At 61.4% G+C, this 15,819-nt stretch carries 14 protein-coding genes and 1 tRNA gene; 3 read left to right on the top strand and 12 right to left on the bottom strand.

Going from position 1 to position 15,819, the window contains the following annotated elements; all coding sequences use genetic code 11:
• Nucleotides 1-99: 99 nt before the first annotated feature.
• From HALLA_RS00930 to HALLA_RS00920, 3 genes are all read right to left on the bottom strand, one after another.
• Nucleotides 100-420 (bottom strand): hypothetical protein, encoded by a 321-nt coding sequence (locus HALLA_RS00930; RefSeq protein ID WP_157231293.1) that lies wholly within the window; start codon nucleotides 418-420, stop codon nucleotides 100-102.
• A gap of 212 nt (nucleotides 421-632) precedes the next feature.
• Nucleotides 633-2,369 carry a thiamine pyrophosphate-binding protein gene (locus HALLA_RS00925; RefSeq protein ID WP_084568880.1) on the bottom strand — a complete coding sequence of 579 codons (1,737 nt, stop codon included), beginning with the start codon at nucleotides 2,367-2,369 and terminating at the stop codon, nucleotides 633-635.
• Between the two features lie 207 nt (nucleotides 2,370-2,576).
• Nucleotides 2,577-3,566, bottom strand: a complete 990-nt coding sequence (locus HALLA_RS00920; RefSeq protein ID WP_049951631.1) for a metallophosphoesterase family protein — start codon at nucleotides 3,564-3,566, stop codon at nucleotides 2,577-2,579.
• Nucleotides 3,567-3,699: 133 nt separating this feature from the next.
• Between HALLA_RS00920 and HALLA_RS00915 the strand changes: the two genes are divergently transcribed.
• Nucleotides 3,700-4,812 carry a S1C family serine protease gene (locus HALLA_RS00915; RefSeq protein WP_049951630.1) on the top strand — a complete coding sequence of 371 codons (1,113 nt, stop codon included), beginning with the start codon at nucleotides 3,700-3,702 and terminating at the stop codon, nucleotides 4,810-4,812.
• Nucleotides 4,813-5,065: 253 nt separating this feature from the next.
• On the top strand, nucleotides 5,066-5,923 hold the full coding sequence (locus HALLA_RS00910) for a VOC family protein (protein ID WP_049951629.1): 858 nt from the start codon (nucleotides 5,066-5,068) through the stop codon (nucleotides 5,921-5,923).
• Here the strand turns inward: HALLA_RS00910 and HALLA_RS00905 are convergent.
• From HALLA_RS00905 to HALLA_RS00895, 3 genes are all read right to left on the bottom strand, one after another.
• On the bottom strand, nucleotides 5,918-6,814 hold the full coding sequence (locus tag HALLA_RS00905; protein ID WP_049951628.1) for a universal stress protein: 897 nt from the start codon (nucleotides 6,812-6,814) through the stop codon (nucleotides 5,918-5,920). The genes HALLA_RS00910 and HALLA_RS00905 overlap by 6 nt on opposite strands.
• Nucleotides 6,815-7,096: 282 nt before the next feature.
• A complete protein-coding gene (locus HALLA_RS00900; RefSeq protein WP_049951627.1) occupies nucleotides 7,097-7,735 on the bottom strand; it encodes a DUF4013 domain-containing protein in 639 nt (212 codons plus the stop codon).
• Nucleotides 7,736-8,126: 391 nt separating this feature from the next.
• Nucleotides 8,127-8,199 (bottom strand) — tRNA-Pro (locus tag HALLA_RS00895).
• Between the two features lie 83 nt (nucleotides 8,200-8,282).
• On the opposite strand from HALLA_RS00895, the gene HALLA_RS00890 reads away from it, so the two are divergent.
• Nucleotides 8,283-8,537: a pro-sigmaK processing inhibitor BofA family protein gene (locus tag HALLA_RS00890; protein WP_049951626.1), complete on the top strand. Its 255-nt coding sequence runs from the start codon at nucleotides 8,283-8,285 to the stop codon at nucleotides 8,535-8,537.
• 135 nt (nucleotides 8,538-8,672) lie between these two features.
• On the opposite strand, the gene HALLA_RS00885 is transcribed toward HALLA_RS00890, so the two are convergent.
• From HALLA_RS00885 to HALLA_RS00860, 6 genes are all read right to left on the bottom strand, one after another.
• Nucleotides 8,673-10,727, bottom strand: coding sequence for a DEAD/DEAH box helicase (locus tag HALLA_RS00885; protein WP_049951625.1), 2,055 nt, complete (start codon nucleotides 10,725-10,727; stop codon nucleotides 8,673-8,675).
• Between the two features lie 97 nt (nucleotides 10,728-10,824).
• A complete protein-coding gene (locus HALLA_RS00880) occupies nucleotides 10,825-12,366 on the bottom strand; it encodes an NAD(P)H-dependent oxidoreductase (RefSeq protein WP_049951624.1) in 1,542 nt (513 codons plus the stop codon).
• Nucleotides 12,367-12,545: 179 nt separating this feature from the next.
• Nucleotides 12,546-12,740: a cold-shock protein gene (locus HALLA_RS00875; RefSeq protein ID WP_049951623.1), complete on the bottom strand. Its 195-nt coding sequence runs from the start codon at nucleotides 12,738-12,740 to the stop codon at nucleotides 12,546-12,548.
• A gap of 107 nt (nucleotides 12,741-12,847) precedes the next feature.
• Nucleotides 12,848-13,066, bottom strand: coding sequence for a hypothetical protein (locus HALLA_RS00870; protein WP_049951622.1), 219 nt, complete (start codon nucleotides 13,064-13,066; stop codon nucleotides 12,848-12,850).
• Between the two features lie 102 nt (nucleotides 13,067-13,168).
• Nucleotides 13,169-13,873 (bottom strand): carbonic anhydrase, encoded by a 705-nt coding sequence (locus HALLA_RS00865; RefSeq protein WP_049951621.1) that lies wholly within the window; start codon nucleotides 13,871-13,873, stop codon nucleotides 13,169-13,171.
• A 62-nt stretch (nucleotides 13,874-13,935) separates the two neighbouring features.
• Nucleotides 13,936-15,798 (bottom strand): polysaccharide deacetylase family protein, encoded by a 1,863-nt coding sequence (locus HALLA_RS00860; RefSeq protein WP_049951620.1) that lies wholly within the window; start codon nucleotides 15,796-15,798, stop codon nucleotides 13,936-13,938.
• Between the last annotated feature and the right edge of the window lie 21 nt (nucleotides 15,799-15,819).

The raw sequence follows: 15,819 nt of genomic DNA, 5'->3' as shown, positions 1-15,819 counted from the left end.
GAAGTGGACGCCATCGTAACTCCCGCGAGCAGGTCAACAATGGACTCGACGGTAGTCCGAGTAACTAATTCTACAGAGGATCCGTCGACGGACACACCGTCAGGCAGCGTCTGCTTCGACGGCGTAGACGGAGGCGTCCGCTGGAATATCGACCGAAACGGTCTCGCGTCGCTGTTCGTCCGAGTTCATCGTCATTTCGTGTGTCTCGCGACCGACGACGGTCCCCTCATCATCCTCGAACGAAATCGTGATTTCGACCTCACCGCTTCGACCGTTGTTTTCGACGACGAATTCGGCTTCCATCGAACCGGTGAACGAGTCCGACAGCGATTGATCGCCGTCCACGCTTTTGATCGTTGGATCGGGACCGAGCAACTGCGCACAGCCCGCAAGACTAGCTATTCCCCCCACCGCAAACATTCTGTACAAGTACACTCTTCGGTGCATTAGTTTGATCAGCAACTGAAACGGTTTCCATGTTTCGTTGTTGAGTAAGCAATGTCGTGCAGCGCTTTGGCCCGCTCGAGCGGACGTATCAACGATTTCCTCCGAATGGTGAGACGACTAAATCTCGAGTGAGAATAGACGGTCCGAAATGTCATAAGAAAATATATGGCAGTGAAAATAATTGGTCACTGACGGTCAGTGTTCGACTCAGACTCACCGTTCGACTTGGATCCGCCATCTGGCTCGGACTTAGTCATCCACTCGCCCGCCTGCGGTTCCTGCGGGTCGGTTGGAATCTCGAGCAGCGTCGGTTCGTTCGCGGCGACCGCCTCGGCGACAGCCTGTCGAATCTCCGCGGGCGTCCGTGCGCGGCGAGCAGTCATTCCGAGGCTGTTCGCAAGCGATACGAAATCGATCGGCGCGTCGGGCCAGGCGTACGCGCCGTCCTCGAGGTCGTACGACCGGCCGGCTTCCTCGCTGATGAGCGCGTAATCCTCGTTTCTGGAGACGACGACGGTGATCGGCAGGTCCTCGGCAACGGCGGTATGGAGTTCATGAACGCACATCATGAGCCCGCCATCACCGACCAGAACGACGATGTCTTCGGTCGGGTTCGAGAGTTGGGCACCGATCCCGGCGGGAAGGGCCGTCCCCATCGAGGCCCACGATCCGGGGTTTACGTACGTCCGCGGGCTGTAGACGTCGAACGCGTTGAGACCCCAGACACGAAAGCCGCCGGCGTCGGCGGTCACGATAGCGTCCCGCGGAACGGCGTCCCTGACCGCCTCGAGGACGCTCACCGAGGTCAGCGGCGGCGTCGATCCCCGCAGTTCCTCGAGGCGGTCGTCGAGCGCTTCTCTGACCGCTGTCGCGCGCTCGAGTCCGGATCGGGTCGCGGTCGTCGATTCCCCGCTAGAGTCGATGAACGACCCGGATTCCTGACCGTCGAGAAATTCACGCAGTTTCGAGAGCGTCTCCTTCGCGTCGGCGACGATCCCCACCGTCGGCTCGTAGCCGTTTCCGAGGTCGGCGGGGTCGAGCGTGACGTGAACGACGGTCTCCGGGAACTCGATCTGCCACTCGCGAGTCGTCACTGCATCGAGATCCGTCCCGACCGCGAGGGCCGCGTCCGCACTCGCAAGACACTCGAGGAGTTCGGGTGGCGCGCTCGCAGAAAGCGTTCCGGCCGAATACTCCGAGCCCTCGGGAAGGACGCCTTTTCCCTTGTAGCTGGTGACGACCGGCGCGTCGAGGAGTCGGGCAACGCGTTCGAGTTCCTGACTCGCGTCTGCCGCGCGAACGCCGCCGCCGGCGAATATGACCGACGTTTCGCTCGCCGCGAGCGCGTTTGCTGCGGCCTCGAGATCAGATCGGGAGACGCCGTCGAGATGTGTGCGATCGTACTCGCCGGGCGTTGCGACCGGGACATCCTGCGGGAGGAACGGCTTCGGGATGCCGACCCGGACGGGGCCGTAGGGCGGGGTCGTCGCGGTCGCGATGGCCTCCTCGACGACGACCGCCGTACTCTCGGGTCGCTCGACCAGTACGTTCGATTTGACGACGTTGTCGTAGGTGTCCGGCGGCGTCTCGTGGATTGGATCGCCGCCCCTGAGTTCCGGGCTCGTCTCGACCGCGAAGTGTACCAACGGTGTGCAGTCGTTGTACGCGTTTTTCAGCCCGTTCATGGCGTTCATATCCCCTGGGCCGGGGACGACGACGGTTGCGGCGAGGTCGCCGCTCGCCTCGGCGTATCCCCACGCCTGGTGGGTGACTGCGGTCTCGTGTCTGGCCATCACGAAGCGGATATCGTCCCGTTCGTCGATCGTCTCGTTCAACGGGAGCGTTTGCTTGCCCGGAATCCCGAAGACGGTGTCGATCCCGTTTGCGACCAGACGGTCGACGACTGCTCGACTGACATTCATACGCATACCCTCGCAAACGAATCACTTAGCCTCTCTGCCGGGACCGAATCAGCCCAACATTCGAACCCGGAAAGATACTCGCCGGGTCAGTACAGACGCAAGACAGGATCTCTCGGCGCTGAAACCGAAGAAAACTGGTTGATCGTAACGTCTATGGCGCTGTTTAGAGTTATCATATATTCTGGATTTGTTGGCTGGCTTCGCCACCTACGAATAGTCCACACTATCCGTCGTCCGCGGGAGACTATCGGCACCGTGCGCTGACTCGAGTTCGTCGACGAGCGGAAACGTCGCCTGCTGGGCGGCCGAGAGCAGGACGCGATCCTTTTCGTAGCCGTGAGCGATCGATTCGACCATGCCGTCGCCGTCGGTCAGCGGAACGGATCGAACGACCGTTCCGCGCTCGTCGATCTCGAGCACCAGCAGGGAGTGGGGAAACGACGACACCGCGGGCACCGTGAGTTCTCTCACGGCATCAGTCTGCTCGATGGCGGGAAAGTGCAAGTGGCCGGTCACCACGAGTGGAACGTCGTGAGAGGCGAGCAACTCGACCAGCGGCTCGGGATTCGAAAACCCGGGAACCGTTCCACCGACGGGCAGCTCGGCCCGGTAGCGTTCGTAGAGTTCGCCCGTCGCCGGCAGGTTGTGATGAACGGTGACGATCGTCGCATCGACGTCGCTGTCGGCGAGCGTCTCGTCGAGCCACATCAACTGCTCGGCGCTAACCTGTCCGTCCCACGTCTCCGCGGGAGCGTTCGGGCCAGCGGCGTGGCTGTTGAGTCCGATCACTTCGATCCCGTCGAACCGGGTTCGAAACGGTAGCCCACCGGGCGTGTATCGAGTCTCGAACGAGGCGATCGAAGCCGATCCGTGATCGTCGAACGTCGTCGGTAGATCGTGGTTGCCGGGCACCGCGACCATCGGCGGGTCGAACTCGGCGAGTTCGTCGAATCGGTTGAACTGTTCGGGCGTCCCATCGCGCGTGAGATCGCCAGCGACGACCACGCCGTCGATCTCTCGGTCGTTGACCCCCGCGACGGCCGCACGAAGGTGACGCTCCGTTCGGTGAAAGACCTTCCACGTACCGGAGGCGTCCGTCGCGAGGTGGACGTCCGAGAGAACCGCGAGCGTCGTCGGCGACGGCGTGGTCGGCCGCTCGAGGCGCGCAAGGAGTTGGCCGGAGTGCGGTCGGTGCATATCGACACCCCAACGCACGGGTTCGAGGAGGGTAAAGCTCACACCGGGGCTGTCAGAGCGTGGATCGATCAGAAACCGAACCGGTCAGCTACGCGTGGCGGCGTTTTAACCCGTTCGTGATGGACACGCAACTATGAGACGACACCGAGCGACCCGGCGGACGATGCTGCAGCTAATCGGTGGCACGCTCGCGACCGGGGGCGTCGCCAGCCTGAGCGGTGCCGCTCAGGACGACGGCGGGGCCTCGAGTGGCCAAGACGAGGGCGAGGGAACGGCCGATGGAGACGAGACGACAGCGGAGAGTCCGTATACGGCGCTCTACGAACAGACGAGAGACGGTTTAGTGCTGGTTCAAGTTTCAGGAGCCGAGCAGGAGGGCGGCATCGGGTCCGGGTTCGTCTACGAGGACGAGTACGTCGTGACGAACGAACACGTCGTCAGCGCCGCCGACGAACTCGACGTGCAGTTCGTCGAAGAGGACTGGCGTTCGGCGAACGTGGTTGGAACCGACCCCTACAGCGACCTCGCGGTGCTCGAGCCAGACGGGTTGCCGGAGTACGCCGAGACGCTGTCGGTCGCCGACACGGTGCCGGAGATCGGACAGGAAGTCGTCGCGCTGGGCAACCCACTCGGTCTCGACGCCTCGGTTTCTCACGGTATCGTCAGCGGCGTCAACCGCTCGCTTCCGAGTCCCACGGGGGTTACGATCCCTGCAGCGATCCAGACCGATGCACCGGTCAATCCGGGAAATAGCGGCGGCCCGCTCGTAACCCTCGAGGAAGAGGAAGTCGTCGGCGTCGTCTCGGCGGGGGCCGGACCCGGGCTGAACATCGGCTTTGCGATTTCGGCGGCGCTTCTCGAGCGAGTCGTTCCCGCCCTGATCGAGGACGGCACCTACGAACACCCGTATCTGGGGGTCAACGTCGTCCCTCTGTCGCCGCGAATTGCCCAGGCTAACGACATCGACGAGGCGGGCGGCGTCCTCGTCGTCGAAACCGCGCCGAACTCTCCCGCCGAGGGCGTCCTCGAGGCCGCAGACGGAACGACCGTCGTCGACGACCAGGCCGTTCCCGTTGGCGGCGACGTGATCGTCGAACTCGCGGGCGAAGCGGTGCCGAACCAGGACGTCCTCTCCGCACAGTTGGCGCTCGAGACAGCACCCGACGAAACCGTCGATATCACGGTCGTTCGTGACGGCGAGCGAACGGACCTCGAGGTGACGCTCGCCGCTCGAGACGAGGCGTAAGCGACGCCGAACGGCGCGATGACAGCATCGATGATCGTCACACGGACACGAACGGACTGAATTCAACAGTGAACAGGACGATACGACCCTGACAGCAGATTTCGGCGGAGTAGCGCGAGAAGCAGTTTCGTCGAATCGACTCGGCAGGTAAGTGGTATCGAGACAACCTCAGGCGCTTGAACGTCGGTTCAGCGTCCGTTCTCAGTTCCGCAGAATGCGTATACTTACGTGCGCTCTCGACCTCGAATCGAGTATGACACGAGCCACCTCGCTCCCAGCCGACGCGCGGATCGGCCGGGTCGCACTCCTCGCAGCCGATCGGACGGAGCTGGTCGAGTTCTATCGAGACGTCGTCGGGCTCGAGGTGCACTCCCGAGGTGCGGAGACGACGACGCTCGGCGCCGGTGACCGGACGCTGCTCGCGGTCGACGAAGCGCAGGCGGCCAGTCCACGCCATCAGACGGAAACCGGACTCTATCACACCGCGTTCCGGGTCCCATCTCGGGAAGCGCTGGGCGGCGCACTCGAGCGAATCCGAGCGCAGTGGACGCTCGACGGAGCATCCGACCACGACGTCAGCGAAGCACTCTATCTCAGCGATCCGGCCGGAAACGGCGTCGAAATCTACTGCGATCGTCCGCGAGACCAGTGGCAGACGAACGACGGGATGGTGCAGATGGGGACGAGCCCGCTCGACCTCGAGGGGCTCAAAGCGGTGGCAGACGATACCGACTCGATCGACCCCGAGACGACGGTCGGGCACGTCCACCTCGAGGTTTCTGACATCGAGGATGCTCGGAAGTTCTACGAACGGACGATCGGCTTCGACGTTACCGTCGACCTCGAGCCCTCCGCGCTGTTTCTCGCCGCGGGCGGGTACCACCACCACGTCGGTCTCAACACCTGGAACAACCGATCCGCGCCAGCCTCGGGCAGCGGGTTGGCGTGGTTCGAGATTCTGCTTCCGGAAGAAGCAGCGATATCGGCGCTTCGCGAGCGAGTTGAGAGCGCCGACTATTCAGTCACGGATCTCGAGTGTGGGTTCGAGGTCACCGACCCCGACGAAATCGCGATTCGCGTTCGTCTCGAGGGCCGAAATGACGAGTCATGACGGCATTAGGAACTGCCTGAGCTGCCGGAGAACCGGCCCCTCGACCGCGTCGCCGGCACGACAGAGGATCACCGTCTGCTCAGTTTGCCGAACGACCGCTCGCGGAATCGAGCCCACGAGTCGACGGTGAAGCGCACTCTGGCGAGTCGTGCCGAACACGAGGACGTCGTGCTCGTGAGCGCGTTCGACGATCACGTCCGTGGTCTCCGAGCCCTCTTCGATCCGCGATTCGGTACGAACGGTCGAATCGCCGGCGTTCTCGAGGGCGAGTTCCGCCTCGGCGACGTACTCGCGTGCGGACTCCGACCCGCGGTCCACTGGCGCGACCGAGAGGACGGAGATGGTGGCATCATTCGTGGCGGCGATTGCGGTCGCGACTCGCGCCGCCGGTCCGACGTGCGGACCGCCGGCAACCGGCAGGAGGATCGAGTCGACGCCGTCGGCCTCGTGGCCGATCCGTTCGACGTACAGATCACACGGGACGCGCTCTACCAACTGATCGACCGTCGTTCCGAGAACGGCGTTCGTGCGGCCGCGACGCTCTCGCCACCCCACGACGAGTGCGCGCGCCTCGGACTCCCCAACCGCGGTCGTGATCCCGTCGACGACCGACCGAGCGACGAGTACCTCGCTTTCGACCGTTACGTCATCCGGTGCGACCTCGATCGCACGCTCGAGAATCTGCCGGCTATTCCCGGGATACTCTTCGATGATCGTTTCGTCCGTGTACAGTGAAAACGGCGAACTCTGCGGTTTGACGGTGATCGAGACGATTCGGACGACGCCGTCCTCGAGTCGCGCCAGATCGCCGGCCGTTCGAACCAGTTGCTCGGCGTGGGCCGGGTCACCAACCGCAACGAGGACGGGCCTGTTCGCCGGTGGCTGGGACATACTCGAGAGAACGCGGCGAACGACCGAATAGCTTCCCGTCAAATATTAAACTTTTATCGAAGAAGATCGATGAACCTCACGTATTGATTTGCCGCAGATGTGAAACAAATAAATTTAATTTGATATGAATATGCTCTGGACCCCTAAGTATTGGGGATTTTTCATTTTATAGGAGCGTGTGAGGCCGTGTCGAATTGATGACGGGAAGACTATCAATCATTTGCTTAGACTTTCGGAAAAGAAGCCAATATATCAATTGTTCCCCAACTCTTTTCAAAATAATCAGACAACCGTTGCGTCTGATGTGGTTTCAGTAGTGATGGATTTCTGTTGATTTTTGAAAGCAGTCCCAAACATACGAAAGACTGATACTTGGAAGTAGAACTGCACGAATGGGATAAGTAAGATTCCGACGAGAGTTACGACGAGAATCGCCATAATCACCCAGGAAACCATTGCGACAAACAACGGGGCGAGAACTGCCACTAAATAATCCACACTGAGAACGACGGGTTTGATGTCGCTGAAGTTGAAAGCATCTTTGAATTCACCGCTTTGAGCGTAGTTTGTGAGTGCTGCTGGGACGATATAGTAAATCAGGAAAATCAGGGGAAGAAGAAAGATCATCGACATAATACCAATTCCCGCAAGTACTCCCCCGCCATCGCCACCGATTGCACCACCAGCGCCAAGAAAGACAAACACAACAAATAGATATCCGACTACAGGGACAATTGAATACACGAGACTGATGACGGAGGCTACAACTCCTTTAATCAGCAGATCACCCCATCCTGTGAATTCAGGTGGCTCATCTTCGCCATGGACTGTTTTCTCAAGCGTTCGTACGAAATACCCCATGAGAACGAAGAGCGGGAGAAAGAGCCACCCAAAGAACCCTAAGACTGCACCGATGATCATTCGCCCAATCCAATCTCCCCGTGCGGGATATGACAATCCGTCTTCTAGCATTGCAATACTATAACTAAATGGACTACTTATAATTCTAACCTCATTCCAATGCCTACCCAGAGTTCGCCCTGTGAACCTGACCGATAACTTGAATGAGCGTGTCATGAGCCCGACAGACGATATCTGTTGTCCAGATCTTGAACAAACCCGCGACTGACGAGATTCACAGACGACAGTGGAAACCGCTACATAAGGGTTTAGTAACACTTATTTTCTCAATGGCCTCCCGGATTTGAACCACGTTCGAGAACTACACGTTGCGCAGAACCTCGGTCTACCGCAAATCCGACCGCTCGGTACGCATTCATCGCTCGCGGATTTTGCTCGCAACAGAAGTAAGTGGGATCGCCCGGATTTGAACCGGGGTCACGGGCACCCAAGGCCCGAAGTATACCAAGCTAACCCACGATCCCGTACACACATTCTCGGGCAGATGGGTTAAAGGGTTTCGTTCCGTGATCGAACGATTTACCCTGCTGGTAACGAATTACAAACTATGGTCACTGGACTCGAGATTCTCCTTCTCGCACTGGTACTCGCGGCCATCGTCGGCGCGTCGCGTGTCATCCAGGCCGTGCGGCCGTTTATCGTCAATGCGATCGTCGGACTGGTCGTTCTCTTTCTCGCCCAGGCCGTGTTCGATATTTCGGTCGCCATCACCCCGATCGCGCTCCTGATCGTGGCCATCGGCGGTCTCCCCGGGTCGATACTCGTGATCTTGCTATCGATCCTCGAGATCGCGTTCGTGTAGGAGGTAGTGGCAGATCAGAGACTGTGTGGGAGACAGTCGATCAGTGCGGCGTTGACAGTATCGACTCGAGAGCACACGCCATTTACCACCACGAAAACCGAACGGGCAGTTCGAAAGCAGTCTGCGATCTGTTGGTTATAGCTCCGTATCGCGGAGTTCGATTTCCGCGATCAGTTCGTAGGGATGGGCGTCTTTCCTGACCCCGTCGAGGATCGAGAACGCCTGTCCCGGATCGAGGAAGTGCTCGGTGATGACGCGACCGAGCGGCGTCGGCTCGAAGCCGTCGATAAAGTCGTACTCGAGGAGTTTCCCGAGGGCGTGTTTGGTCGGCACTTCGCCGAGCATCCGGTCGTTGAGTCGCTTTGCCGCGCGACCGCCGACCGTGACGTTGGCCAGCGTCTCCTCGATGGCCGCGGCCTCGTCGTAGTGGGTCATCACGGACTCCATCTCATCTTTCAGGAGTTTGAACGCGACTTCGTCCTCGGTCATCTCCATGGAGTTGTGGTACACACAGTCCGGTTCGACGAGGACGTACACCGTCCCCGAATCGTGGTAGTCCGGCCGGCCCGCCCGCCCGAGCATCTGGTGGAATTCCTGAACCGAAAGCCACTCGATGCCCATCGCAAGCGAGTCGAAGACGACCTGCGAGGCGGGGAAGTCGACGCCGGCTGCGAGTGCCGCAGTCGTGACGACCGCGGCGAGGTCCTGATTGGCGAACTGCCGTTCGACGCTCTTGCGCCGGCCGTAGTCCAGTCCCGCGTGGTAGGGTGCCGCCGAGTACTCGAGCTTCCGGGAAATCTCGTGACAGCGCCGTCGGGAGTTGGTGAAGATGATCGTCTGGCCGCGATACCCCTTCGAGGATTCGGTATCGAACTCGCGTTTGACCAGCTTGTTCTCGACGGTTACCTTCTCCTGGCCGTCGGCGAAGGTGACGTGGCGTTCGATGGGAATCGGCCGCTCTTCGAACTCGATGAGTTTCGACTCGAGCGTCTCTGCGAGCTGTTCGGGGTTGCCGACCGTCGCGGAGAGGTACACCCACTGGGCACCGCCGTATGATTCGCGATCCGCCGCACGCTGTTCGCAGGTGTACTTGAGCCGGGAGATGAGCCCGTCGAGTCGGTGCCCTCGTCCCTCCTCTTTGAGCGTGTGAACCTCGTCGATGACGACGGTTCCGATGTTGCCCATATCCTTGCCAGTCCGCAGGGCGTGGTCGATTCCCTCGTAGGTGCCGACGATGACGTCCGCGTTCGGATCGAACTGGTTGCCCGAGTCGGCCACCCGACTCGCGCCGACGCGGATGCTCACGTCGACGAGGTCGCCGTACTCGTCTTTGAAGTCTTCGTACTTCTGGTTTGCAAGCGCGACGAGCGGCACCAGAAATAGCATTTTGCCCTTGCCCTCGAGAACGCGGTCGATCCCCGTCATCTCGCCGACGAGCGTCTTTCCGGTCGCCGTCGCCGAAACGACGAGTTGGTCGTCTCCAGAGAGCAGGCCGTGGTCGACCGAGAGGCTCTGGACCGGCAACAGCGTCTCGAATCGACTCTCGAGCAGGCCCTGAAGGTCCGGGTGGAGGGAAAGCGAATCGACGCGGACGGGATCGACCTCGTCGGTGGTCGAGGAGATCGTATCGAACTTCGTCAGGTCGGGGTCGAGTCGCCCTTTGAGCAAGTTAACGATGCGCTCTAAGTCCTGTACCTCGTGCATGAGCTCCTCGAGGCGGTCTTTGGCCGCGCCCGTCACGTTTCCGACGTGGGAGAGTTGACGCTCGAGTTCCTGACTGGCACAGTCCGTGCAGATCCAGTCCCGATCGTCCTTGATCGCCGTCTCGGTCGTGATGGGGGAGTATCGGCCGGCCGAGGCGCAGTACCGGCAGGTGCGGACGACTTTCGCGTCCAGTTGATAGCCGTCGAGCATTTCCTGGAGTTCCGCTCGGCCCGCCGGAGAGGTCTGTTCGGAGATGCGGATCCGTTCGGCTCGCCGGGCGAGTTCGACGAACTCGTCGGGTTGGCGGGGCTCTTCGGTCGAGCCGCGTTTGAGCCTGAATTTGGCGGGTCGCGGTCCCGCGTTCGTTTCCGAGAGGCCCAGTTTTGCGCGGAATAACCGCTTTCCGTCCCGGCTGACCACGACGAGATAGTCCGATCCCACCTCGTGGCAAAATATCGTCTCGACGTCCTGGACCTGCTTCGACACGACCGCTGATAGGACGGTGACATACTTGAGCGATTCGGACTCGCGTTCCCACCGGGGTTCACCCGCCCCAGCAGCGACTCCGCGGAGCCGACACGAGCTATGAGAGCCCGACCAGCGGAACGATGGCGAACCAGCTAATGTAGGAAAGGGCAGCAGCCATCACCGCGTTAATTTGTCCCGGTATCGACTGTGTTTGCGTTCCCTTCCACACTCGATCCCAGAGCAGCGAGCCCAACACGGCGGCGTGGAGAACGCTCCCGTAGATTATCGGGCTGTACGCGCCGGGAACCACGCCAAGTAGCTGCCAGAGGACGCCAGTCGCCGCAGCCGCCAGCGTCGTTGCCGCCGCGACGACCACGGCGCCGTCGATTCCGAACCGGACGGCAATCGTCCGTTTGTCGGCGGCCCGATCGGCCTCGTAATCGGGGACGCCCGCCAGCGTGATCGAGGGGATAATAGACAGCAAGAACGGCACCGCGAGGGCCCACGGGAGCGGGTCGTGCCACGAACCGCCCAGCGCGACGAACCCGAGCAACAGGACGCCGAGACTGTGGGTCACCGCCACGTCCAACTCCCCGAGCGTCCGATAGGCCAGTTTCAGCGGTGGCATCGTGTATCCGAGGGCCAACGTTGCAAGCACCGCCATCACAGCCGCGACTGTGGGAGCCGATCCGACCCCGGTCGTCGCGAGCCCGAGTCCAAGCCCGAAAACTGCCGTAAGCACTCCCGTAACGGCGATCCCGCGCCGTATCTGTCCGAACGATAGTTCGTCGTCGACCAGCACGCGAGACCCGCCGGTGAACGGACCGGCGAACGAATTCTCCCGATCGGTATCGTAATCGACGTACTCGTTGCTCAACACGGTAGTCGCCTCGAGGAAAAACAGGAACCCGAAGCCGATCCAGTACACGCCGGTCGCAAAGACATCGCTCGAGCCGGCAGCGGCCAGTGCGCCGATCGAGTACGCGACCCACGCCATCGGGTAGAACTGCAGTCGAAGGGCTTTCAGCCACGTTTTCACCGTTCGCTTCGCTCGCGTCGACCGCGACTCCGGACCCGTAGCCAGGCTCCGACCGAGTTCCCGCACGTCCTCGAGCCACGCCTCTCGCTGCTCGGGTGTGGAATCATCGACTGGACCGAGGTTCGTCACCCGCGTGGTTCGAATCCCGGCGAATCCCAGCGTCGCGCGTTTGACAGCGTTGGTTCCAGGCCGGCGGTAGATCCAGCGGTAGACCCACGCGGGCATGTCCATCGTGACGATCAGTTCGGCCGTCGTCCCGTCCAACAGCGGTTCGTGGCCAGCCCCTTCTCCCTCGTCGTAGAACGAGAACGCGAACCCGGACGTGAATACCCGGTCGAAGAAGCCTTTGAGCCGCGCTGGCATCGTACCCCACCAGTTCGGGTAGACGAGGACGAGGTGGTCCGCCCACTCGATCTGGCGCTGGGCGTCGGCCAGATCCGCCTCGAGCGGTTGGTCGCTCGGAGACTCGGCGTGGACGTCCGGATCGAACTCCAAATCGGCGATGGCGATTGTCCGCAGATCGACGCCCGCGTCGCTCGCACCGCTGCGATACGCTCGAGCCAACGCGCCGCAGAAGCTGTCAGTCCGGGGGTGGCCCAGAACGAGCAAGACGTTCACGTCTCGGGATCGAGGTTGAACGGGCCGAAATAAATAACCGGGCGGTCACCGACGAAGCCGAAACTCGCCGGTTCGCCACCGCGTGGTATCTGTGCGAGGGTGAGGCACAAACTCCGCTGGCGGCGCTCGTCGGTGTGTGAAATACTATTTTGAAATGCCGATACCTCAGCGAATTCGCCTTACAGGCGCTCGACGTTCGTCGCGCGTGGGCCTTTTGGGGCCTGCTCGATGTCGAACTCGAGGTCCTGTCCTTCTTCGAGATCCGGGCCGCCGATGTCTTCCATGTGGAAGAACACGTCGTCGTCCGCGTCCTCAGTTTCGATGAATCCGTAACCGCCTGTGTCGTTGAAGAAATCAACCGTTCCTTTCGCCATTGCTTTTGAACAGAGGGGACAAACACTGATAACCTTTCCGGAATACTCGTTTTGGCGAATATCGGGCCTCAGAAGGCCGTGTTCTGGAGAATTTCGTGATCCAGCCCTCACACGTCCTCGAGATCCTCGAGTCGGTGGATCGCGATCGAGACGAAAAAGACGAGCATGAAAAATCCGAACCCGACGAGGAGTCCGAACAGCCCTTGACTGCCCAGCTCGATCGAATTGAGCGTGGTGACGGCGATAACCGCGAGCACGAAGACGGCGAGAGTGAGTACTCCGACCGCGTAGTAGAACCTCGTGTCGGACTCGAGTACGCTCCGCATAGGTAGGAGTTTCGAGGCAGGCCGCAAAACGTTATCGACGTCCGCTATGGTCCAGCCTCGAGCGACGCAGTATCCGCCCCGTGGCAACTTCGTGGCCCGCGGTCAGTACAGGATACTCCGTGTCGCGGATTCGAACTCGGCCGGAATCTTCGCGGCGATCCGACCCGGTTCCGTCTCGCCGTTATGGTTGACGAGATAGGTGCGACCCGCCTGTTCGCCGTAGATACCCTGAAAGTCGTAGACGAAGCCGTAGATGGCGACTTCGTCGGGGATTTCCGCTGCGTTCTGGAGGAACTGCACCTGCGAGTCGACGTTGTACTCGACGAGTTGATTGATCACGGACTCGTCCGCTTGGTCCGTCTCGACGAGGTCGCTTTCGAGACCCTCCTCGACGATCGGGACGAGCTGTGAAACCCACTTGTCGACGCCGTCCGGCCCCGGCAGGTCGCCCCCCGTCGCAACGTTGTAGGCGGCTGTGACGGCCCCACAGCCGGTGTGACCGACGACGGCAACCGCCTCGGTTCCGGCGTGGTGAATCGGGTACAGGAGGCCGCCGTCGACGATTCGGTCACCGTCGTGTTCGTCCTGCGCCTGATTCCCGATGTTGCTCGGCGTGAACACGTCCCCCGGCGCGTCGACGTTCCACATGCGCTCCTGGGGAACCCGAGAGTCGGAACAACAGATCGAAACCACGTCCGGCCGCTGGCCGTCCTGAACCGACGCGAAGTAATCGTCAGGAAGCCCGTCGACGTGAGCGGCGTTTCCCTCGAGTAGTTCGATCAGAAGGTCATCGTTGGAATCGCTCATGCGACTATATCGACGGATCACCCACAAAACGATTTCTTCTTTCCCGAAATTTTACCGGGCCGTCACTCGATCGCGAGTTCCCAGTCGCCGGTCGCTTCGATATTGAACCACGTCGCGTCCCCGACGGCGTACGATCTCGAGCCCTCGAACTGACCGGTTTTGTTGACGACCTGTTCTCTGCTCCCGCTCGAGTCGAAGCCGTCGATGAGGAAGGCCCCGTCCCCGTCGTGGGACACCTCGAGACTGATGTCGTCTTCGCTCTCGAGCGGGCCGATGAACGACGAGCCGGTGCCGGATTCGGAGACCGGCAACGACGTGAGGTCCGAATTCGTGACTTCGGGCTGATCGAGTTCGATCGACCACTCGCCGTCGGCCTCGACCTCAAGCTGGTAGGTCCCCTCGTCGGCGAACGTGAACGACTTGCCCGGTCCGGAGCCGGTCGTGTCGACGAGGAGGTCGTTCGCGAGGTCGCCATCGATCGCCGTCGCTTCGACGACGAAGTCCCCGCTACCCTCGTGTGAGAAGCTACACTCCACACCGCTGCTCGCGAGGTCGAACTCGTCGGTCTGGGATCCGCCGTTACCGGAGAACGTGTGTGCCTTTCCGGCCTCGAGAATCGGGCCGTCGCCGTCGCCCTCGGAGCCGCCCTCCTCGTCGCTCTCCATCGATCCGTCGACCAGATCGGAGGGCGTGATCACGTCGACCCCGCGGTGTTCGAGGTGGTCGAGCAGGTGTTCGAAATCCTCAAGGGGCATGTTGTTCGCGTTCACGTCGGCTTCGTCCTCGACGATATCCGGAATCCTGAGGACGGTGAGCTGGTTGTACTGATCCGAGAGGTTGATCGCACGGCGGACGCCCCCGTGGAGGTCGGGGCCCCAGATGAGCGAGGTCATGTGGGGACCGGTCGGCGACGTGGAATTTGGGCTGGCACCGAACAAAAAGCCAGATTCGTGGTGCTCGCGAACGATTTCGTGAGTCGTCTCGTCCATGCTGTCGCCCGGCGCGAAGAAGTGCCGAGCGCCGTCTTCGAACTCGTAGGATTCCAGCGCCGATATCGACTGCTGGATGCGTTCGCGCTGGCGCTCTTCCGACTGTTCCGGAAGCGGTCCATCACTCTCGGGGTACGAACACACGTCCCAGCCCTGGTCGCTGAGTTGCTGGAGTTGGCTGATGTTCATCCGTCCTGCCCCACCGATACGGTCGGGGTCGACCGGCACCGCGCCGGCCCAGCCGCGTTCCTCGAGCATGTCCGCCGCGATATCGAAGTGCGAAGGAAGCCCGTCGTAGAAGGCGAGAATCGCCTTACCGCTGCTGACTGCCGCCTCCGTCCGTCGGAGGTCGTCGACGACGACGCGCGTCGGACCGCCCTCGGGGCCGGACGCGACAATATTGAACTGTGTGACGTTCGAGAGGTCGGGTTCGCCGCGTTTCATGATGTACCCGAAGTCGACGCGAAGCCACCCTTCGTACGCGTCCGGAATCTGCCTGATACTCGTCAGGTGATTCTCACGACCGCTTGCGAGAACCTCGAGTCGGATGTCGGTGGCCGACTCCACTTTGACCGCCATCGAGGCGTCCCAATCCTCGAGGTCGACCCCGTCGGGAACCGCGAGCCCGGCGCTGGCGATCGCCTTGTCGCTTTCGATGACCATCGCCTGATCGCCGGTGACCGCCTCGTCTGGCGCAGATTTGATTTCGCCGTGTCGGGAGACCCAGTTGTCGTCCTCGCCGAAGTCGGAGATGAGCTCGCCCGAGTTGGACGCGGGCCAGGCCGCACCGTCTCCGTTCCCACCATTGCCACTCCCATCGCCGTCGCCGTCACCGTCGCCACCGCCATCCGAAAGGAAGTCGAGACAACCCGCGAGGGAGGCTGATCCGACGCCAACTGCAGCTAACATTCGTCGCCGAGATGATTCGATATCCATACCCGACTGTCCTCATCCGGA

The organism is Halostagnicola larsenii XH-48, from assembly GCF_000517625.1.
Lineage (GTDB): Archaea > Halobacteriota > Halobacteria > Halobacteriales > Natrialbaceae > Halostagnicola > Halostagnicola larsenii.
Note: the sequence above shows the minus strand (reverse complement) of the source record. Positions and strands in the feature narration are given on the sequence as shown.